This is a genomic window from Amycolatopsis xylanica, assembly GCF_900107045.1.
Taxonomy (GTDB): Bacteria; Actinomycetota; Actinomycetes; order Mycobacteriales; family Pseudonocardiaceae; genus Amycolatopsis; species Amycolatopsis xylanica.
In genome coordinates this window covers 347,540-365,923 of sequence record NZ_FNON01000004.1, presented here as the reverse complement: position 1 = coordinate 365,923, position 18,384 = coordinate 347,540, and the positions used below count along the sequence as shown (strand labels likewise).

Here is an 18,384-nt window from a genome sequence, read left to right as displayed (position 1 = left end):
ATGGCACAGGGCACGGTCAAGTTCTTCAAGGCGGAGAAGGGGTGGGGCGCGATCGCCTCACCCGAGCTGCCCGGCGGCGCGGACGCCTGGGTGCATTTCAGCGTGATCGAAATGGACGGTTTCCGGTCGCTCGAGGAGGGCGACCGCGTCGAGTTCGAGTACGAAGCGGCACAGCAGGACAGCTTCCGGTTCCGCGCCACCACCGTCCGCAGGCTGGGAAAACCGTAACCTTTGCGTTGACGTCAGCGTCAAGGTTTACCGTCGCCGGTATGCGAATCGGTGAACTCGCCCGGCGCGCCGGGACCACCACCCGCGCGCTGCGGTTCTATGAGGCACAAGGCCTCCTGACCGCACCGCGCACGGCGAACGGCTACCGCGACTACGGCGAGGACGAGTTCCGGCTCGTCCGCGAGATCCTCACGCTGCAGGCCGCGGGGCTCAGCCTCGACGACACGCGCCCGTTCGTGGACTGCCTGCGCACCGGCCACGACGCCGGTGACGCCTGCCCCGCGTCGGTCGAGGTCTACCAGCGCAAGCTCGCCGAGGTCGACGCCTGTCTCGACCGGCTCAACGCCGTGCGCGAAGGACTGCTCACCAAACTGGCCGGCGCGCTGGCCAGGCAACCGGGACCCTGCGGAGTCGAGGAATGATGGAAACCACCGACGACACGTTCACCAGCGAAGTCCTCGAAAGCGGCAAGCCGGTGCTAGTGGACTTCTGGGCGCAGTGGTGCCCGCCGTGCCACATGATCGCGCCCGTGCTCAAGGAGATCGCGAGCGAACGGCCGGACCTCGCCGTCCGCAAGCTCAACACCGACGAGAACCCGTTGCAGGCCAGGAACTACCAGGTCATGTCACTGCCGACGCTGATCCTCTTCCGCGACGGCGTCCCCGTGCGGACGATCGTCGGCGCCCGCCCCAAGGCCAAGCTCCTCGCCGAACTGGACGACGCGCTGTCGTGAGTGTTCCGGCCGGTTCTAACGGACCGGTACCTGGCTACCTACCGCCCGAGTCTCGGCACGAGTGGAAGGTTTGCTCCGTTAGATGCAGAAATTCTTCCACTCGCTCGGACTCATCCACCCTGGGCACGTGACAAGGGCCGCCCTTGCAACGCTCTGGGTGACAAGGGCCGCCCGTGTCACCCAGCCCGCCGCCCGGCGTGTGGGAAACGGAGCGTTGAACGCCACATTTCCCACACACCACCACACATAAGTCACTGTCGTTCCGCTGAGCGTGACACAAGCCCCGCCCGTGCACGCCAGCCAAGGCCACGTCACGGGCAGGTCGTCGAATACCGGTTCGCTCTAACCGGCCGGAAACTCACGACTCCTCAGAGCCGGCTCGCCCGCAACGCCCCTGCCTGGCCGCAAGCTGCCACGTTGGCGACCTTCGCCAGCGCTTCCGCGAGCTTTTGTGCCTGTGCCGGATCCGTCAGGTCCGTCGTGCCGGTGGTCAGCGAGAACTCGAACCGCTTGGTGCCGTCGGCCGTGGCGAACAGGTACGACAGGTAGCCATGGATCCCGCCGGTGTGCCCGGAGATCGTGGTGCCGCACCCGGTTTTCGTCTGCTGCAGGCCGAGCCCGTACGCCTGGCGGTCGTCGATCGGCCTGGTCTTGAACATCTCGGCGAGCAGCGGCGGCGCCAGCAGCTTGCCACCGAACAGTGCGCTGATGAACCTGTCCAGGTCTGCGGTGGTGGAGATGATCTCACCGGCCGAAGTGCCCCAGGATGGGTTCAGCCGCGTGATGTCGACGACGCGAGGCGCTCCGTCGGCGCGATAAACGTAGTAGCCGTGGGCGTGCGGCCCGGGAACGTTCGAGTGGGTGCCGGGGAGCCAGGTTTCCCTGAGCCCGAGCGGACGCAGCACGCGGCGCTCAACCTGCTCGGCCCACTCGGTGCCGGTCACCTTCTCGATCAGCAGGCCCGCCAGCACGTAGTTCGTGTTGGAATACGACCACTTCGTGCCAGGGGCGAACCGGGCAGGCTTCGACAGCGACACCCCGACCAGGTCTTCCATCCGATAGGTGTGGAAGCGCTTGTCCACGAATTCCTGGCCCTCCAACGGGATTCCCGGCTCACTCGTGCCGTCCGGGCCGACCTCGCCGGTGTAATTGAACAGGCCGCTGGTGTGCTGCAACAACATTCGTACGGTGATCCGCTTGTCGAGCCTGAACTTCGGCAGATACCGATCGGCCGGATCGTCGAGTTTGATCTTGCCCTCGCCCACGAGCTGTAGGATCACCGTGGAGACGAAGGTCTTGGTGATGCTTCCGACCCGGTACCGGCCGTTGGCGGGCACGCCGTCACGGCCGCCGAGTTCGCGTTTGCCCGCTGTCCCCACCCAGTCGCCCTGGCCGTCGTGCACCCGCACCTGAATCCCCGCGCCACCGGCGGCGACGACTTCGGCCATCGCCTGCCGCAGTTCGGCTCTGTCCGGCGCCGCTGTCGCCGGTACCGCCACCCCGGTGAGCAGTGCGGCGGCCAGCACGGCCACGATCGATTTCCGCATGAGAGAACCCCCTTGGTTCGTCGACCATTCCAAGGTAGCGACAAACCGGACAGGGGGTCGGAGGGGAATTCTCCGAACCCGGGGCGAATCAGCGTGAGATTCCCCGAACTATTTCGCCCGCGATTATGGTATGGGTCCAGCTCCCCGAATCGAGCAGCGCGCGATAGGGGTCGGGTCCGTTCGCGGTGTCGAACACGGCGAAGTCGGCGCGGGCGCCGGGCGTCAGCACACCGAAGTCGGTGCCGCCCATCGCGAGCGCGCCGCCCCTGGTCGCCGCCTCGACCACGCGCTGAGCGAGATCCGGATGGCGATATCCCTGCTGGGAAGCCAATTCCCGGACCGCGCGTGCCTCGTCGAGCAGATCGAGCGACGGGCTGGACGCGAGCGAGTCGGTGCCGATCGCGACGGGCACCGCGTCGGCCAGGTAGTCCGCGACCGGCGGCGCGCCGACGCCGAGCACGGCGTTCGACCGCACGCACAAGGCCACGTGCACGCCGTGCGCGCGGAACAAGGCGCGGTCCGCGGCGTCGCAGTGCACCCCGTGCGCCACATGGGTCGACGGCCCGAGCCCGCCGACTTCCGCGAGCTGCGCGGCGGGCGACAGCGCGCTGCCCATGCCGACCAATTCGTAGGCGCGGCCGAACAACTGCGCGAGCGCCGCCAGCGGCCCGGTGCCGTCGCGGACGAAGACGACCTCGTCCTCCGACTCCGACAGGTGCGGATGCAGCCGCAGGTCACGGGCGTGCGCGAGGGCGACCAGCTCGCGGAACACCGCCGTGCCGACGGTGTACAGGGCGTGCGGCGAGATCCCGAGCACCCGGCCGCTCGGCCGGTCCAGCACCTCGAGCAGCTGGGCGCGGCTCGCGGCGGCCCACTGCTTGTCGTCGGCCAGCACGACTTCGAGGTACGAGACGCCGGTCAGGCCGGACTCGGCGACCGGTTCGAGCACGCAGGCGTCGGTGACGATGTCCGCGCAGGCCGTGGTGCCGCTGCCCAGCAGCAGATCGGCGCCGCGCTTGGCGCTGTCGGCCCACATCTGGTCGGTGAACCGCTGCCGCCGCGGCCCCATCTTCTTGATCCACGACACGAACGACGTGACCGGTTCCGCCGCCAGGTCCTCGAAATCGGTGTACTGCAAGTGAGTGTGGGCGTTGACGAGCCCCGGGAGCAGCGTGCCGCGCCACGCGCGCACCGGCGTACCGGGATACCGCGCGGTGAGTGCGGCGGCCGGTCCGACCTCGGCGATCACGCCGTCCTGAACGAGCACCGCGCCGTCGGCGACCGGCTCGGTGCTGATCGGCAGTACGACCGGCGCGGTGTGGATCACCGACGTCAACGCTGCACCTCCAGTGCGGGAAGCTTGCTGTCGAAGGCTTTCGCGACCTGGACGAGCCAGCGCCGGTCGCTCGCGATGTCCGAGCCGCCGACCCGGTCCGGCGACTCTTCGCTGTGGCCGGGCGCCTGCCTGCTGGCGAGCGCGGCCTTGATCCGCGCCGCTTCGCCGCGCGCGTCCAGGTCGTCGCGGCCGTCCAGGTACGGCCGCAGCGCCAAGATCCCGTCGCGGATCTCGATCACCCGCCGATAGGTCTTGAACTTCATGTCCCTGACCGAAAGCAGGTCGGCGGCCAGCGGTTTCGGTCCGTCCAGCGCGATGTGCGGATACGCCTCGACGAGCGCCAGCCAGAGCGGACGCAGGCGCAGATGATCGCGGTAACTCGCGAGCCAGCCCGCCGACGGCGCGATGCCCGGGATCAGCCAGCCGGTCAGCTTGAGCATCGCCCCGATTCCGCCGAACAACCCGCCGAGCTGGTCGGCGACGGACATGTCCAGCCCGATGTGCACGGCGAGCACGTCACCTGCCCTGCTCAGGCCGTTGCCCAAGGTGAGCACGGCGCCGACCGCGACCGTGAACAGCCCGATCCGCAGCGAACGGCGCTCCGCGTTCTTCGCGTGCCGGTGACACAGCCGGGCGATCCGGATCTCCGCGATCACGTACGCGATCACGTAGCCGAGCACGTAGACGTCGAAGTACGGCGAATCGAGGAACACCGGCGGCAGCCCGCCGGTCGCGCGCTTGGCGAGGACGAACAGCAGGATCAGGCCGAGCACGACCGAACCGCCGGTGATCAGGTGCGTCCACACCTTGCGCTTGGCGTCGCGGCCGTCGGTGGTCCAGTAGGTGAGCAGGATCTGTTCGCTGGTGACCAGCAGTAGCACCAGGCTGGTGCCGACGACGAAGGTGCCGCCGGTGAACCCGATGGCGGTGGCGATCACCTTCGCGACCGACGGCGTGCTGACCGTGAAGCCGATCGTGGTCGCGGCGAACACCAGGCACAACGCGATGAGCGCGGGATCACGCGGATTACGTCGCAGATGCCCGAGCTTGTAGAGCAGCCCGATCGCGGAGAACACCGCGGCGAACGGGAAGAGGACGCCGATGATCACGTCGGCGGCCGCAGGATCCGGTCGAGCGCGGCGACCGCGCGGGACGGCTCCGGCCGGTCCGGCTCCGGTTCGACCCGGCCGAGCAGGAACGACGCCATCAGCTCCGCCTCACGCTCGTGCGTCTCGGAGTACCCCTTGCGCGCGAGCACCGCGCGGACGAGTTCCGGCGCCACGTCGGGGAAGAGCTGCGTCTTCTCGTGCGCGTGATGCCCGCAGACCATGTGGGCGAGTTCGTGCACGATGATGTGTTCCTGGTGCGGCTTGCTGGTGTCCGCCTCGTAGAGGATGTAGTCGGCCTGATCGGTCGCGACCCAGAGCCCGCACGGGCCGGGGGAGGGGAAGCGCACCGGGTCCAGGTGGATCGGCCGCCCGCGTGACTCGGCCAGCTTGCCGATCAGCTGCTCGGTGGTGAACGTGCGGCGCAGCCCGAGCTCGCGCAGCAGCTTGGTGCAGCGGGCGCGGATCCCTTGCCTGGTCAGCTTTTCAGTCATCGGCGGGCCGGTTCTCCCGCTCACGCTGGAGCGTCCGGTCGATCATCCGCAGTATCGAGTCCTGGCCCTCGGGGGACAGTTCCTCCAGCCGGGCGGCGGTGTTGAGCAGCTTGCCGGCGCGCATCGAGTCGAGCACGCGGAGCTGGCGGTCCACCTGATCGGCGTAGTCGGCGTCGAAGAAATACTGCACCTGGACGCCGAAATGCGTGGCCAGCACGCCGAGCGTCTCGATGCGGGGGTTGGTCTCCTGGCCGGTGCGCAGTTTCCAGATCGTCGTATGCGAGATGTTCGCGCCTTTCGCGCGGATGGCGTCGGCGATCTCCTGCGAGCTCAGGTCCTTTTTACCGGCCAGTTTCGCGTGCGCGCCGATGAGGCTTTCCAGCACCTCGGCGATCCCGCGCTTGCCGTCCGTCACTTCGCACCCCTGACAGCGACATGATCATATCGCGCTCAAGATACACAGTCCGCGCCCGCGAACGGGCAAGCCGCCGGGGAATCCATCCCGGTGGAGGAGGCCCAATATGACTCCCTGTGCACATTCTGCCGCTTCCGGTAGGTCTTCTACCTCAACCGGGTGAGGAGATCGGGTAGTCATCAACTATTCTTGACAGCGTCGGCGCGAGCTGACTACGTTGGGTATACGTCGGCTGACACGAGGGTTACTGGGCGGACAGGCCGGCGCGGAGCGATTCCTGCTCGGGGAGGCTAGGGGTGTTCCCGAGCAGAGGTCGTGAGTGTTGCGGCCGGTTCTAACCGGTCTAAACACTCACGACCCTTTGCGTGCCAACAAGCCCGTGATGATCACCTGGAGCGTTTCGCGCAGCGTCGAGGTGAAGTCCAGCTTGTAGATCGCCAGCGCCGGGTCGGCCTCGTAGGCCGCAAGGATCGCTGGGACCGGGTGGGCGTGCGTCCAGATCGCCCCGGTCATCAGCATCGCCGCCGCGCCGAACTTGGTCACACCGTCTTCGCCCAGCTCGGGAAGGCGTCGCAGGATCAACACCGCCAGCGCCTCGAAGTTCCGGATGCTGTCCCGCTTGTACCGCAGCACGGCCTCGGTCGAGATGTTCCGCTCCAGCACCGAAGCCTGCGTGCTGACCAGCTCGCACAGCATGGGACTCGCGGCGAGGCAGTCCGTGAGCGCCGACGCGACCTGGTCGCCGCGCTCCAGAACGGGCGCGTTCGGGTCGATCGAGGCCAGCGCGGACTCGGCCTGGATGTTGAACTCGGCCAGTGCCGCGGTCGCGAGTTCGAGCAGGATCGCCTCGCGCGACTCGAAGTAGCGGAGCACGTTCGACTTCGCCAGGCCGACGCGGCGGCTCAGCTCGTTGAGGGTGATCTCCGCGACCGGCATCTCGTTCAGCATCGAAGATGCGGTGTCGAGGATCACCCGCCGCCGCTCTTCGCGCTGCTCAGGGCTGTGTGCCCGCTGGAACGACATCATGACCGCACATCCTACAGACCGCCAGTCTCTTGCTAGTAGACCGGCGGTCTGTTAACTTCGAGCCATAAGAGACCGATGGTCTTTAAAATCAGAGGAGAGCGGCCATGTACCAGGTTCCCGACCAGACCGGACGACGCGTCGTCATCACCGGCGCCAACAGCGGCACCGGCAAGGAGACCACCAAGCGTCTCGCCGACGCCGGCGCGCACGTGATCATGGCCGTCCGCACGCCGGAAAAGGGCGAGGCGGCTCGCCAGGAGATCCTGCGCGAGGTGCCCCACGCCAAGCTCGAGGTGCGCCGCATCGACCTCGCCGACCTCGCCAGCGTCCGCTCGTTCGCGCGGGAGCTGCTCGACGAGGGCGCCCCGCTCAACGTGCTCGTCAACAACGCGGGCGTGATGATGCCGCCGCGGCGCGCCACCACCAAGGACGGCTTCGAGCTGCAGTTCGGCAGCAACTTCCTCGGCCCGTTCGCGCTCACCAACCTCCTGCTCCCGCTGCTGCTCGACTCCGACGCGCCGCGCGTCGCGACCATGTCGAGTGGCATGGCGAACTTCGGGCGGATCCGCGTCAAGGACCTCCAGTTCGCGGAGAACTACCGCGCGAGCGCCGCCTACGCCCAGTCGAAACTCGCGAACCTGCTGATGGCCACCCACCTCGCCAAGATCTCGGTCGAGCGGAACTGGGGCCTGCTCAGCACCGCCGCCCACCCCGGCTACACCAGGACCAACCTCCAGACCTCGGGCCCGAACCTCGGCCGCGAGAAGCCGCGGACCGCCTTCCGTGGCGACTTCACTTTGCTGCCCTCCCAAGGAGTTCGCCAGGGCGCGGAGCCGCTCCTGTTCGCCGCAGCCGACCCCGCCGCCGAGCAGGGCGCGTACTACGGCCCGCGCCGCTGGCTCGTCGGCCCGACGGTCAAGTCCGCGCTGCCCCGCACCGCCAAGGGCGTCGACCTGGGCGCCTCGCTGTGGTCGATCGCCGAAGACCTCACCAAATCGACGATCCCGACACCGGCCTGAAGCGTGCCTGGAAGAACCGCAGGTGATCCGGTTCGTACGCGAACTCCAGGCCGTGGGTGATGCGGTCGCGTTCCCGGTGGACCCGGATGAGACTGTCCGCGACCACGTCCATATGGGCACGCGTGTAGACCCGGCGCGGCACCGCCAGCCGCAGGAACTCCAGTGGCGGGAACCGGTTCTCTCCGGTGACCGGGTCGCGCCCGGCCGACACGCCGCCCCGTTCGACGCCGCGGATCCCGGCGTCGACGTACACGGCGGCGGCCAGTGTCTGGGCCGCGAACCGGGTGCGGGGGATCTGGGGCAGCGCGGCGGTCGCGTCGACGCAGACGCAGTGACCGCCGATCGGATGGATGATCGGCACCCCCTCGGCGTCCAGCCGCCCACCGAGGTACTCGAGCTGCGCGATCCGCGCGCCCATGTGCGCCTCGTCGACGGACTCGGCGATCCCGGCCGCGATGGCCTCCATGTCGCGCCCGGTCATGCCGCCGTAGGTGTGCAGTCCCTCGTACAGCAGCACGAGGCCGCGTGCCTGCTCGGCCAGCACCGGATCGCGCAGCCCGATCCAGCCGCCGATGTTGGCGAGCGAGTCCTTCTTCGCCGACATCACCGCGCCGTCGGTCGGCGCGCACAGCGCGAGCAGGATCTCAGCGAGCGAGCGGTCGCCCCAGCCGGGTTCGCGCTGCTTGACGAACCAGGCGTTCTCGACCGCGCGCGCCGTGTCGAGGAACACCGGGATCCCGTGCGCGTGCGCGAGTTCGCAGACCTCGGTCAGGTTCGCGACGCTGATCGGCTGCCCGCCCGCCATGTTGACCGTGGCGGCGAGCGACACGTACGGGATCAGGTCCGCGCCGAACTCGGCGATGACGGCCCGCAGTTTGTCCAGATCCACATTTCCCTTGAACGGCAACGCGGCCTGCGGGTCCTCCGCCTCGTCGACGATGACGTCGTGGAAGGTCGCGCCGTTGAGTTCCTGATGCGCCCTGGTGCTCGGGAAGTACATGTTGCCGGGGATGTGCGTGCCCGGCCGGATCAGGCAGCGCGACAGGATGTTCTCGCCGCCGCGCCCCTGATGCACCGGGATCACGTGCTCGTAGCCGTAAAACCCGCGCACGGCCGCCTCGAACACGTAGAAACTCCGCGCACCCGCGTAGGCTTCGTCGCCGCGCAGCAGCGCGGACCATTGCCTGTCCGACATCGCGCTCGTCCCGGAGTCGGTGAAGAGGTCGATCGCGACGTCTTCGGAGCGCAGCAGGCACGGGTTCCAGCCCGCGTCGCGGATGGCCTGCTCGCGGTACTCCCGCGTGGTGGCCTTGATGGGCTCGACCATCTTGATACGCCAGGGTTCCGGCGGATAAGCGATCATGTTCAACGCACCTTGTCCCGCAGTAGCAGACGGTTCAGCAGCGGACCGGTCATCGCGGTGGTCACCAGCGCCATCACGACCATCGCGGCGTAGCAGCCGCTGTCGATGACGCCGAGGTCCAGCCCGATGCTGAGGAAGACGAGTTCGGTGACGCCCCTGGTGTTCATCAGCGTCGCGAACACCGCTGCGGCTCGGCGCGGCTCACCTGCGGCACGCGCGCCGAGATAGGCGCCACCGGACTTGCCGAGCACCGCGATCGCGATGATGACGGCGGTTTCGGCGGCCAGCAGCGGGGTGATCCCGCCGAGTTCGACCTTGCGCCCGATGAGCACGAAGAACAACGGCACCAGCACCGAGCCGACGGGTTCGGCGATGGCGGCGGACGGACCGACCGCGACCCCGGCGAGGAACGCGCCGAGCGCGGCGTGCAACCCGATGGCGTCCGTCGCCGCGGCGCCCAGGCAGGCCACCGCGATCATCAGCGTGATGGTGGCCGGGCGGGAAAGCCGCGACACCAGCGCGCCGAACCATGGCTTGGAAAGCCAATACAGGCCAACGAGAACGGGCACGATCAACGCGAGTGTCCACACGCGACTCCCGCGCAGCGAGCCCGCGACGAACGCGAGCACGGTCCAGGCGAGCGCGTCGGTGATCGCCGCCGCGCTGAGCGCCCGCCGCCCGTCCGCGTCGCCGAGCATGCCGCGCTCGGCCAGAATCCTTGCCAGCACGGGAAAAGCGGTGACCGCCATGGCCGCGGCCACGAACAGCACGAACACCGCGTGCCCGGCGGGCGCGTGCCGCTGTGCCAGCCACAACGCCAGCGCCGCACCGAGCGCGAACGGCAGCACGGTGGCGCCGAGCGCGGGCACCAGCGCCGCCTTGACCGACCGTACCGACGGCGCGAGCCCGGCGCCCGCGCCGAACAGGAACAGGATCAGCCCGAACTGGGCGAGCGCGTCGAGCGTGGCGCCGACATGGGAGGGCACCCGCCAGCCCGCCGCGCCGATCACCAGCCCGCACGCGATCTCCCCGACGACCGCCGGCTGGCCCAGTTTCGCCGCCACCGCGCCGAAAACCCTGGCCAGGCCCAGTAAAACGGCCAGCGCGGCCAGCAGGATCGCCAGCTCAGACATCGGGCAGCTGCCAGCGGCGGCCATCCGCGGACGCGACCAGCCCACCGGGGAACATCGGCGGCTCCGCGCCGGCGGCTTCCCCGAGCAGGCCGCGTAACTGCAGTTGCGCGCCTTCCGCGAGCACGTCGCCGAGCAGATGCCGGGAGAAGTCGGTCGACGTCACCCCGCCGACGAGGTCGACAAACGCCGCGTCCGCGCTCCCAGCGTGCTTAGTGAGCTTGCGTGCCTCCCCGAAATACGCGTGCTCGTCGCTGTGCTGGTGATAGAACGTGATCAGGAAGTCCCGGAACAGCGCGAATTCCCGGCGGTAGCGGGCTTCGAATTCGAGGAAACACCGGTTCTCGTCGACCAGCCCGGCCAGTACGGAGTTGATCGACCTCGCCGCCAGCAGCGCGCTGTAGGTGGCCAGATGCACCCCGGAGGAGAACACCGGGTCGATGAAACAGGCGGCGTCGCCGACCAGGGCCAGGCCGGGGGACCACAGCACGGTCCGGTCGTAGGAGTAGTCCTTGCGCACGCGAAGCCGGTCGTACGGCGCTTCCGTGGCCCGGCTCGCGTCGCGCAGGAAGTCCTTGATCAGCGGGCAAGCGCTGATCAGCTCCGCATACGCGACTTCGGGGTCGCCCTGCACCTTCGTCGCGGACTCGCGTTTGACGACCGCGCCCACGCTCGTCAGCGTCGCCGACAACGGGATGTACCAGAACCACCCGTCGGCGAACGAGGCGCAGACGATGTTGCCGGAGTTGGGTTCCGGCACCCGATACCCGCCAAGGAAATACCCGAACAGCGCGAGGTTGCGGAAGAACGGCGAGTACTCCCGCCTGCCACCCGCGTCGTGGTGGATGCGGCTGCCGTGCCCGGAGGCGTCCACGACGAACCGCGCGGTCGAGAGCCGCTCGTGCCCGGTGTCGTCGATGTAGCGGACCCCGTTGACCCGCCCGCCGGTCTTCACCGTCCCGAACGCGCGGTGTCCTTCGCGCACTTCGACCCCGAGCCGCCGCGCGTTGTCCAGCAGCATCTTGTCGAACCGGGTGCGCTCGACCTGGAAGGCGTACGAGGTCGGCCCGGCCATCCGGTCGGAGGCCGCGAAACTGAACGTCCACGGCTCGGGGCTGGTGCCCCATTGGAACGTGCCGCCGCGTTTGCGGACGAAGCCCGCGTCCAGTATCTCCTCGCGCAGGCCGAGCAGCGCGCAGATGCCGTGGATCGTGGCGGGCAGCAGCGACTCGCCGATCTGGTAGCGCGGAAACGATTCCTTGTCGAGCAGCAGCACCCGATGGCCGTCGAGCGCGGTCAGCGCCGCCGCCGTCGATCCGCCGGGCCCGCCCCCCACGACGATCACGTCGTAGTCGTTCATTTCCTTCACATTCCTTCCACCAGCTCGGCGAGCTGGGCGACGGTGGGGCGGAGCAGGACATCGCGCAGGGTGCAGCGCACGCCCCGCGCACGCAGCCGCCCGGCGAGGACCGCGGCGGTCAGGCTGTGGCCGCCGAGTGCGAAGAAATCGCTGTCCGCGGTCACCACGGGAACCCCGAGCACATCCCGGAAAAGACCGGCCACGAGGTCTTGCGACGGTGTGAGCGCACCCAGGCGCGCGGGGACGTCCGGCCGGAGCGCGGCGCGGTCGACCTTGCCGTTCGGCCCGAGCGGCAACGCGTCGAGCGCGATGACCGCGGACGGCACCAGATAGTCGGGCAGCAGCAACCGCAGCAGCTGGTGCAGGTCCTCGGCGGTGTCGTGGTCGAGCACGACGTAGGCGATCAGGCGGTCGGCGTCGGCTTGGACCACCGCCTGCCGCACGCCCGGCAGTTTCAGGATGGTGTGCTCGACCGCGCCCGGTTCGACGCGGTGGCCGCGGATCTTGACCTGATCGTCGAGCCGCCCCAGCCACTGCAGCCTGCCGTCGGGCAGGCAGCGGCACAGATCGCCGGTCCGGTACGCCCCGGCCACGAACTTCTCGGCGGTCAGCTCCGGCCTGCCGAGGTAGCCGAGCGCGACGCAGTCGCCGCTGATCAGGAGCTCACCGGGTTCGCCGATCGGCACCGGCCGCAGCCCGGCGTCCACCACACTGGCGGCGGTGTTGCCGATCGGCAGCCCGATCGCGGGTGAGTCGTACCGGTCGGCCCGGCAGGCGGTGGTGAACACCGTGCACTCGGTGGGCCCGTACAGGTTGACCGGCACCAGATCCGGCACCGCGCGCAGTCGTGACCACAGTGTTTGGCTGACGGCCTCGCCACCCATCAGCAACAGTCTCGGCCGGATCTCGCCGTTGAGCAGCCCGGCGCGGATCAACGCCGACACGTGCGCGGGCACGGCTTCGACGACCGAAAGCCGATGGTCCCTGATGAACCGCAGATACAACTCGGGATCGGCGCGGACCTCGGTCGGCACGAGGTGCACCTCATGACCGCCGACCAGCCAGAGCAGCGGATTCCACGACGCGTCGAAGGCGAACGGCATCCCGTGCGCCACCCGCTGCCTGCCCCGGCGCAGCCGGAAGAACCGGGCGGCGAGTTCGCGGTAGAGATTGACCAGGCTGCGGTTGCCGACCACGACGCCCTTGGGGCGCCCGGTCGACCCCGAGGTGTAGATGACGTAGGCCGGGCCGTCCGGCGGGGTCAGTGGCAGCGGGACCGTCGCGTGGCGCGCGAGTTCCGCCTGCCAGTTGTCCGGTGACAGCACCACATCGGCGCGTGCGGTGAGCGCCGGGACGTCGGTCAGCAGCACCGCCGGCTTGGCGTCGTCGAGGATCGTGTCGAGGTGCGCGGCGGGCTGAGCGGGATCTATCGGCAAGTAGATCGCGGCGGTCTTGGCCACCGCGAACAGGCCGAGTATCGCTCGCACCGAACGGCGCATCGCGCACGCGACGACCGTGCCGGGAGTCGCGCCCGCCTCGCGCAGCGCGTGGGCGAGGCGCGTGCTCCACAGGTCGAGTTCACCGAACGACCAGGCGACCTCGTCGGCGACCAGCCCGATCCGGGCGGGCTCGGCGGTGGCCATCGCCGTGAACGGCTCCCACCAATGGCCGTGCGGCAAACGCCGGACCGGGCCGGTGAGCGTGGACGGGCCGGTCATCGCTCGATCACATGCCAGAACGCACTGCCGTGGCCCGGTTTGAGCAGGTCGAGGTGACCGCCGGGAACGAGTTCCGCTCGGAACGGCCCGGTCGTCCAACGCCGCCACGCGCCGGTCGCGTCGTCGGTGGCGGCGCGGGCGGGATCGTCGGCGCCGCACAGCGCGATGAGCGGGCACGACACCGGGACCTCGGCCGGGCCGCGGTATTTCTCCATGAGCGCCATGTCGCCGCGGAGCAAATCCAACGCGTAGTCGCGGACTTCCGGTGGCACCAAGCCATCGCGGTCGAGCAATCGGGTCAGCGCCTCGTCGGTTTGCGGATAGGCGCTCGGGCGGCGTCGGTGTGGTGCGATGGCTCCGACCACGACGAGCGTGGCGGGTTCCGCGCCGCAGTAAGTGAACACCCGTCGCGTCATCTCGAGTGCGACAAAAGCGCCCATGCTGAAGCCGATCAGCATTGTCTTGGTGACACCGTTTTCGCCGAATCTTTCGACGAATTCAAGCGTGAGCCGCTCGGCGAGTTCTTCCAGTGTCGCGGGCAGTCGTTCGGCGATCCGGTCGCCCCTGCCCGGATACTCCGCACCCCAGACCGCGTCCGCGGTCGCGATTTCCCGGAGTGTGCCCACGGAGCCGCCTGCGGGTGGCAGAAAAAGATAACGTCGTTCACCTTCGGCAGTCGAGAGCTGCCTGAGCGCAGGCGTCATCGCGCCATCCTCTCCGGGCCCGCACGGGATGGAATGGGGGATTCGGCCGCCGACCGGCGCTGTTACATTAATGGCGTAAACTGCACCACGACGCCGTAACAGCGATTTCAAAAAGGGTCTTCGGCCGTATTCTTTTCACACTGCGACGCCAGCGGGTCCTCGCCTCCCCGCCCGTCACTTCGATGTTGAGGTAATGGGAAAGATTACGACGCGATCAGCGCGCCGGAGGTAACGGATTGGTAGCAACGGTTTTCTACCTCAACTGGGGGAGGGCGGCGCGGACTCGACTATCCACAGCGGACCGTCCCCGCAATTCACCTCGACGCCCTCGCCGGGTTCCAGCCGGGTGCGCAGCAGGGTCACCCGGTCACCGTCGAGCGTCGCGACCGGTCCGAGACCGGCGCCGATGAACCGCCACGTGCGCACCTGGTTGTGGATGACCCGCGCGGGCCGCGACCAATCCACGACCGAGAACTCCGGCTCCAGAAAGCCCGCGTAGGACGCCTTCGTCTCGTCCTGCGGCTCGCCGTCGCCGAGTGCGAGCGCGGTGGTGAGCAGGTCGCCGACGATCGGGTTGAGCGACTTCCACAGCCGCGCGGCGTCGATGTCCTCATCGAGCGGGATGCCGTCGCGCTGGGCGAGGATCGGGCCCGCGTCGAAGCGCTCGTTCATCCGGTGCACGGTCACCCCGATCGTCCGGTCGCCGTTGCGCAGCGCGGCGAGCACCGGCGCGGGGCCGCGGTAGCGGGGGAGCGCGGAGGCGTGGATGTTGAGCACGCCGAGCCTGGGCAGCCGCAGGACTTCCGGCGGCAACCGCCACGAGAACCCGTACACGACGAAGAGATCCGGCCGGTACCCGGCGAGCCCGGCCAGCAGGCCTTCGGAGCTGCCGGGCACCAGCAGATCCATGCCCGGCGGGATGTCGCCAAGCACTTGCCCGAGGCCCTCGCCGACCTCGGCCGAGGTCGGCGAGTGTGGCTTCTTCGACCGGCAGTACACGCAGGCGACCGGCGTGTAGCCGGCCGCCTCGCACGTGTGGTGCAGCATCGAGAACTGCTCGGGCCCGAACGAGAACAGGACCACCGCCGGTGCGGTCATCCTTCGAGTTCCGGGACATACTTTTCGAGCGGGAATTCCTCGTAAGGCAGGCTGCGGTCCAGCAGCTTGTCGGCCAGGTCCGAAACTTGGCTCAGGTACCGCTGATCCCGCACGATATGCGCGCCTTTGAAGACGCCGTCCTCGGTGTATTCGGTCGCCAGCATGAGGAACTCGTCGAACAGCGTGAAGTCGTCGAGGCCGCCCTCCAGCTCGATGTCGGCTATCCTCGCCGATTCCGCCAGGAAGATCCGCTCACCCAGCTCCGCGTTGAGCCGGAAATGCGCCAGTTCCCACTTCAGGTAGTCGCTCAGCGGGAATCTGATGACGCGTATCCGATAGAACGGCGTGCCGGTGTCGTCGAACACCCGCTGCTGGCGGATGTGGTCTTGGCGGTTCTGCTCGATCAGGTGGATCGCCTTGCGGAAGTCGCCCGCGGCGAACGCCTCCCAGCTCGGATTCCCGGGCTCCTGGAAGGTCTGTCCCCATTCCACCTTGACCGTCCTGGTGCGCAACCGTTCGGTCGCCTTCCAGAACTCCTCGCGGAAAGCCGGACGGTCCACATAGTCGTCCACCACCGCGGCGGGTGGCGGGAAATTCACCTTCATCGGGTCAGCTCTCCGGGATGTCATTCTTCGCGGCCAGCAGGGTCGGCCGCGAGACGACCACGATCTTTTCATAGTCGGCGCAATGCACATCCGGCGGTAGCCTGCCCGCCAATTGCCGGGTGACATCCGTGCCGATCACCGCGAACGAGCCGTCATCGAGTTCCCAGATGTCCGGGCAACTGTCCTTTGACGTGGTCATGCCGATTTCATGCGGCGGTTTTCCCAGCCTCTTGACGAAACGCATTCTGATCCCTCCCGATCACAGCGTGTCCAGTTCTCCCGAAACCAATATCCGCAGCTCGGCGGCCCGATTCCCGGATGCCGCTTCGAGCAGCGTCGTTACCTCCTCCCAGGCGATGCGTGCTTCTTCGATCTTGCCGCTTTGTTTCAGGCTCGTCGCGAGATGATGCAGCGAAACAGCGAGCAGCCAGTCGTCGCCGAGTTCGCGGTGCGTCGCGGCGGCCCGGCGGTGGAAGGCGGAGGCTTCCTCGGCGCGGTCCAGTCGCCGGTAAGCCTCGCCGGTCGTGTCGAGCGCCTGTGCTTCCCTGCTGCGATGGTGGAAGCGGCGCAGAATGGTCGCGGCCCGCTGGCTGGACACCAGCGCTCTCGCGGGATCGCCGGTGGCGATTTCCACTTTGGACAATTCGAGGAGGATGAGCCCCTCGGTGAGGGTATCGGCCAGCCGCCTGCCGATGCCGAGTGCTTGTTCGAGTGAACTTCGTGCCGCGTCCGGCAGCTGCTGGTCTCGCTGGACTTCGCTCAGATAACGCAGGGTCGAGGCCTCTTCCGAGTCACTCCCGGTTTCGTGGAAGATGACCAGCGCCTGTCTCAGAAACTCGTCCGCTTCGCCGAGCTGTCCGGCGTCGGCGTACGTGCAGCCAAGGTTGCGCAATAGCACGGCGGTGAGATGGTCGTTGCCCAGCGCTCGTGCGATCGGCAGAGTCCGCTCGAACTCCTGGCGAGCCTCATCGAACTTGGTGTGTGTCAGATACGTGAGACCGAGGCCGTTCCGCGAGCGTGCTTCCCCGAACCGGTCGCCAAGCTCGCGGAACAGGTCCGCGGCGCGGCGATAGTGCGCGGTGGCCTCGGAGAACTTGCGGTCGAGCCTGAGTTTGACGGCCAAGCTGTCGAGCAGGATGGCCTCGCCATAGCCGTCCCCGGCTCTCTTGGCCGACTCCAGCGCGATCTCTTCCGCTCGCAGCCAGGTGTCGACCGGATCGTGTGACATGTAGATCTCGGTCAGCAGCGGGGGAAGACGCCAGGCGAGGTCGTGCAGCCCGGACTCGGCCGCGGTCCTGGTGACCGCGAGCAGATTGGCCCGCTCGGTTTCGTACCACTGAACGGCTTCTTCGTCGCCGGCGAACGTGAGCGGCTGGACGCCCACGGGTGGCGGCTCGAGGTCGATCGGCATGGCATAGCCGCGGGCGGCGGCCGCGCCTGCCGCCCGCGCGGTGTGCAGGTACCAGCTGATCATGCGATACCGCGCTGTTTTCCGGAGTTCCGTGGACTTGTCATGCTGGATCTGGTCCACGGCGAAGGCGCGCAGCAGATCGTGGAACTGGTACCGATCGCGCCCGGTGCTCTCCAGCAGATGAGCGCCGGCCAGCTCGTCCAGGTGACGCCGGGCGACCGCGGGGGAGACGCCGGCGAGCGCGGCGGCCGCTCCGGTGCCGAACTCCGGGTTCGGGTGCAGGCCGAGCAGTTTGAACAGCCGCGCCGCTTCGACCGTCAGTGCCCGATATGACCAGGCGAAGACGGTCCGGACGGCTCCGGCCTCCTCTTCGTCGTCGGTCGACAACGCGTCCCACAACGAAGACTCGTCGCGCAGGTCCTGAATCAGCTCGCTCAAATGCATATGCGGTCTCGCCACCGCGCGCACGGCCGCGATGCGCAAGGCGAGCGGCAACCGGGCACAGAGCCTGGCGAGCTCGGCCAGGTCCCGATCGTCGTCGCCTGGCCGATAATCCGAGGTCACCGCGCGCAGCAGGGTCAGCGATTCGTACTCGGACAACGTCGCCAGCGGCACCTGCCGCGCGCCGTCGCGGACGGCGAGACCGGGAAGATGACTGCGGCTCGTGACCACGACCAGGCAGCTGGCGGCGCCGGGCAGCAACGGCCGGACCTGGCCGGCGTTCACCGCGTTGTCCAGCACGATCAGCATGCGCCGGTCCGAAATCAGCGATCGGTACAGCGCCGCACGCGCGGCCGAATCCACCGGAATGGCATCAGGTCGCACATGCAACGCGCGCAAGAACTGATCGAGGACATGATCCGAGGTCATCGGTGGTCCGGGATCATAACCACGAAGGTTCACGTAGAGCTGGCCGTCCGGGAAACTGTCACGCATTCGGTGCGCCCAGTGCACCGCCAACGCGGTTTTACCGACACCGGCTGTGCCCACAATGAGCGAAATTCCCACCGCATGAGGGTCGCGCTCGTCGGCATCGTGCAACCGATCGAGTTGTTCCAGTTCACTGATCCGGTTGACGAATCCGCGAACAT

The 18,384-nt window shown here is 68.3% G+C and carries 19 protein-coding genes; 4 read left to right on the top strand and 15 right to left on the bottom strand.

What is annotated here, in order from left to right; genetic code table 11:
- The 3 genes from BLV57_RS20685 to trxA are packed head-to-tail and all read left to right on the top strand — an operon-like array spanning position 1 to position 961.
- Complete coding sequence (locus tag BLV57_RS20685; protein WP_091291179.1) at positions 1-228, top strand: cold-shock protein; 228 nt, start codon at positions 1-3, stop codon at positions 226-228.
- Between the two features lie 41 nt (positions 229-269).
- On the top strand, positions 270-650 hold the full coding sequence (locus BLV57_RS20680; protein WP_091291177.1) for a MerR family transcriptional regulator: 381 nt from the start codon (positions 270-272) through the stop codon (positions 648-650).
- On the top strand, positions 647-961 hold the full coding sequence (trxA, locus tag BLV57_RS20675; protein ID WP_091291174.1) for a thioredoxin: 315 nt from the start codon (positions 647-649) through the stop codon (positions 959-961). The genes BLV57_RS20680 and trxA overlap by 4 nt, the downstream gene beginning before the upstream one ends.
- Before the next feature lie 368 nt (positions 962-1,329).
- On the opposite strand, the gene BLV57_RS20670 is transcribed toward trxA, so the two are convergent.
- From BLV57_RS20670 to BLV57_RS20645, 6 genes are all read right to left on the bottom strand, one after another.
- A complete protein-coding gene (locus BLV57_RS20670; RefSeq protein ID WP_091291172.1) occupies positions 1,330-2,508 on the bottom strand; it encodes a serine hydrolase domain-containing protein in 1,179 nt (392 codons plus the stop codon).
- A gap of 88 nt (positions 2,509-2,596) precedes the next feature.
- Positions 2,597-3,835 (bottom strand): amidohydrolase family protein, encoded by a 1,239-nt coding sequence (locus BLV57_RS20665; RefSeq protein WP_245757467.1) that lies wholly within the window; start codon positions 3,833-3,835, stop codon positions 2,597-2,599.
- Positions 3,836-3,840: 5 nt separating this feature from the next.
- Positions 3,841-4,953: an MAB_1171c family putative transporter gene (locus BLV57_RS20660; protein WP_091291170.1), complete on the bottom strand. Its 1,113-nt coding sequence runs from the start codon at positions 4,951-4,953 to the stop codon at positions 3,841-3,843.
- Complete coding sequence (locus BLV57_RS20655) at positions 4,950-5,444, bottom strand: hypothetical protein (RefSeq protein ID WP_091291168.1); 495 nt, start codon at positions 5,442-5,444, stop codon at positions 4,950-4,952. Before BLV57_RS20655 ends, BLV57_RS20660 begins: the two co-directional genes overlap by 4 nt.
- The gene (locus BLV57_RS20650; protein WP_091291166.1) at positions 5,437-5,859 is read right to left on the bottom strand and encodes a helix-turn-helix domain-containing protein; all 423 of its coding nucleotides are present in this window, start codon (positions 5,857-5,859) and stop codon (positions 5,437-5,439) included. The genes BLV57_RS20655 and BLV57_RS20650 overlap by 8 nt, the downstream gene beginning before the upstream one ends.
- 351 nt (positions 5,860-6,210) lie before the next feature.
- Positions 6,211-6,885, bottom strand: coding sequence for a TetR/AcrR family transcriptional regulator (locus BLV57_RS20645; protein ID WP_091291164.1), 675 nt, complete (start codon positions 6,883-6,885; stop codon positions 6,211-6,213).
- 104 nt (positions 6,886-6,989) lie between these two features.
- On the opposite strand from BLV57_RS20645, the gene BLV57_RS20640 reads away from it, so the two are divergent.
- On the top strand, positions 6,990-7,904 hold the full coding sequence (locus BLV57_RS20640) for an SDR family oxidoreductase (protein ID WP_091291162.1): 915 nt from the start codon (positions 6,990-6,992) through the stop codon (positions 7,902-7,904).
- On the opposite strand, the gene BLV57_RS20635 is transcribed toward BLV57_RS20640, so the two are convergent.
- The 9 genes from BLV57_RS20635 to BLV57_RS20595 all read right to left on the bottom strand — a co-directional run bounded on the left by BLV57_RS20635 (position 7,873) and on the right by BLV57_RS20595 (position 18,334).
- A complete protein-coding gene (locus BLV57_RS20635; protein WP_091291160.1) occupies positions 7,873-9,267 on the bottom strand; it encodes a tryptophanase in 1,395 nt (464 codons plus the stop codon). The genes BLV57_RS20640 and BLV57_RS20635 overlap by 32 nt on opposite strands.
- A gap of 2 nt (positions 9,268-9,269) precedes the next feature.
- Positions 9,270-10,400 (bottom strand): cation:proton antiporter, encoded by a 1,131-nt coding sequence (locus BLV57_RS20630; protein ID WP_091291937.1) that lies wholly within the window; start codon positions 10,398-10,400, stop codon positions 9,270-9,272.
- Entirely contained in the window at positions 10,393-11,757 is a 1,365-nt protein-coding gene (locus BLV57_RS20625) for a tryptophan 7-halogenase (RefSeq protein ID WP_091291158.1), read from the bottom strand. The genes BLV57_RS20630 and BLV57_RS20625 overlap by 8 nt, the downstream gene beginning before the upstream one ends.
- A gap of 5 nt (positions 11,758-11,762) precedes the next feature.
- Positions 11,763-13,475 carry a non-ribosomal peptide synthetase gene (locus tag BLV57_RS20620; RefSeq protein ID WP_245757430.1) on the bottom strand — a complete coding sequence of 571 codons (1,713 nt, stop codon included), beginning with the start codon at positions 13,473-13,475 and terminating at the stop codon, positions 11,763-11,765.
- A complete protein-coding gene (locus tag BLV57_RS20615; protein ID WP_091291156.1) occupies positions 13,472-14,179 on the bottom strand; it encodes a thioesterase II family protein in 708 nt (235 codons plus the stop codon). Before BLV57_RS20615 ends, BLV57_RS20620 begins: the two co-directional genes overlap by 4 nt.
- Before the next feature lie 258 nt (positions 14,180-14,437).
- On the bottom strand, positions 14,438-15,277 hold the full coding sequence (locus tag BLV57_RS20610; RefSeq protein ID WP_091291154.1) for a methionyl-tRNA formyltransferase: 840 nt from the start codon (positions 15,275-15,277) through the stop codon (positions 14,438-14,440).
- The gene (locus BLV57_RS20605) at positions 15,274-15,882 is read right to left on the bottom strand and encodes a DUF6879 family protein (protein ID WP_091291152.1); all 609 of its coding nucleotides are present in this window, start codon (positions 15,880-15,882) and stop codon (positions 15,274-15,276) included. Before BLV57_RS20605 ends, BLV57_RS20610 begins: the two co-directional genes overlap by 4 nt.
- Positions 15,883-15,886: 4 nt before the next feature.
- Positions 15,887-16,126, bottom strand: a complete 240-nt coding sequence (locus BLV57_RS20600) for a hypothetical protein (protein ID WP_091291150.1) — start codon at positions 16,124-16,126, stop codon at positions 15,887-15,889.
- Between the two features lie 15 nt (positions 16,127-16,141).
- Positions 16,142-18,334, bottom strand: coding sequence for an ATP-binding protein (locus BLV57_RS20595; protein WP_425426022.1), 2,193 nt, complete (start codon positions 18,332-18,334; stop codon positions 16,142-16,144).
- Positions 18,335-18,384 lie beyond the last annotated feature (50 nt).

Excerpts from the sequence above, each read along its gene's own strand:
- BLV57_RS20635 (WP_091291160.1), bottom strand. The coding sequence starts at position 9,267 with ATGATCGCTTATCCGCCGGAACCCTGGCGTATCAAGATGGTCGAGCCC.
- BLV57_RS20640 (WP_091291162.1), top strand. The coding sequence starts at position 6,990 with ATGTACCAGGTTCCCGACCAGACCGGACGACGCGTCGTCATCACCGGC.
- BLV57_RS20630 (WP_091291937.1), bottom strand. The coding sequence starts at position 10,400 with ATGTCTGAGCTGGCGATCCTGCTGGCCGCGCTGGCCGTTTTACTGGGC.
- BLV57_RS20615 (WP_091291156.1), bottom strand. The coding sequence starts at position 14,179 with ATGACGCCTGCGCTCAGGCAGCTCTCGACTGCCGAAGGTGAACGACGT.
- BLV57_RS20625 (WP_091291158.1), bottom strand. The coding sequence starts at position 11,757 with ATGAACGACTACGACGTGATCGTCGTGGGGGGCGGGCCCGGCGGATCG.
- BLV57_RS20605 (WP_091291152.1), bottom strand. The coding sequence starts at position 15,882 with ATGAAGGTGAATTTCCCGCCACCCGCCGCGGTGGTGGACGACTATGTG.
- trxA (WP_091291174.1), top strand. The coding sequence starts at position 647 with ATGATGGAAACCACCGACGACACGTTCACCAGCGAAGTCCTCGAAAGC.
- BLV57_RS20670 (WP_091291172.1), bottom strand. The coding sequence starts at position 2,508 with ATGCGGAAATCGATCGTGGCCGTGCTGGCCGCCGCACTGCTCACCGGG.
- BLV57_RS20620 (WP_245757430.1), bottom strand. The coding sequence starts at position 13,475 with ATGACCGGCCCGTCCACGCTCACCGGCCCGGTCCGGCGTTTGCCGCAC.
- BLV57_RS20600 (WP_091291150.1), bottom strand. The coding sequence starts at position 16,126 with ATGCGTTTCGTCAAGAGGCTGGGAAAACCGCCGCATGAAATCGGCATG.
- BLV57_RS20645 (WP_091291164.1), bottom strand. The coding sequence starts at position 6,885 with ATGATGTCGTTCCAGCGGGCACACAGCCCTGAGCAGCGCGAAGAGCGG.
- BLV57_RS20655 (WP_091291168.1), bottom strand. The coding sequence starts at position 5,444 with ATGACTGAAAAGCTGACCAGGCAAGGGATCCGCGCCCGCTGCACCAAG.
- BLV57_RS20685 (WP_091291179.1), top strand. The coding sequence starts at position 1 with ATGGCACAGGGCACGGTCAAGTTCTTCAAGGCGGAGAAGGGGTGGGGC.
- BLV57_RS20680 (WP_091291177.1), top strand. The coding sequence starts at position 270 with ATGCGAATCGGTGAACTCGCCCGGCGCGCCGGGACCACCACCCGCGCG.
- BLV57_RS20610 (WP_091291154.1), bottom strand. The coding sequence starts at position 15,277 with ATGACCGCACCGGCGGTGGTCCTGTTCTCGTTCGGGCCCGAGCAGTTC.